Origin of the sequence: Siccirubricoccus deserti, assembly GCF_014283215.1 — a bacterium.
Classification (GTDB): Bacteria; Pseudomonadota; Alphaproteobacteria; order Acetobacterales; family Acetobacteraceae; genus Siccirubricoccus; species Siccirubricoccus deserti.
Genome location: NZ_JACOMF010000259.1, coordinates 1 through 687 on the forward strand (window position 1 = coordinate 1; position 687 = coordinate 687).

Annotated in this window: 1 pseudogene; it reads left to right on the forward strand. The window is 69.4% G+C overall.

What is annotated here, in order from left to right:
* Nucleotides 1-687, forward strand: a pseudogene (locus tag H7965_RS30205) (IS5 family transposase); the annotation flags it as partial.

Genomic DNA, 687 nt, shown 5'->3' on the forward strand with positions numbered 1-687 from the left:
GTGCCGCGCGCCGACGGCACAAGGGGCGGCCGGCCTGCCTTCGGTCACGTGCTGATGTTCAGGATCCTGCTGCTGCAGGCGATGCACGGGTTGTCGGACGAGCGCTGCGAGTACCTGATCAAGGATCGGCTCTCGTTCATGCGCTTCCTCGGCCTGAGGCTGGCCGACCCGGTGCCGGACGCCAACACGATCTGGGCGTTCCGTGAGGCGTTAAAGGGTGCCGGCGCGGTGGAGCGTCTGTTCGCGCAGTTCGACGCCACGCTGCGCGCCGCCGGCTACCTGGCGATGGGCGGGCAGATCGTGGACGCGACCATCGTCGCCGCGCCGAAGCAGCGCAACACCGAGGCCGAGCGGGCGGCAATCAAAGCCAGGCAGGTTCCTGAAGGCTGGGCGGAAAAGCCCGCGGAGCTGCGCCAGAAGGACCGCGACGCGCTGGACGGTGAAGTTCTCCAAGGCCAGGCGGCGCGAGGATGGCGCGCCGCAGGCCGATCTCGCCGTTCCGGCCTTCGGGTACAAGAACCACGTCGCAATCGATCGCCGGCACGGCCTGATCCGCGGCTGGACCGCCAGTCATGCCGCCGCCCATGACGGTGCGCGGCTGGCGGAGGTGATCGACGCCGACAACACCGCCGCCGATGTCTGGGCCGATACCGCTTACCGCTCAGCGAAGAACGAGGCGTGGCTGGC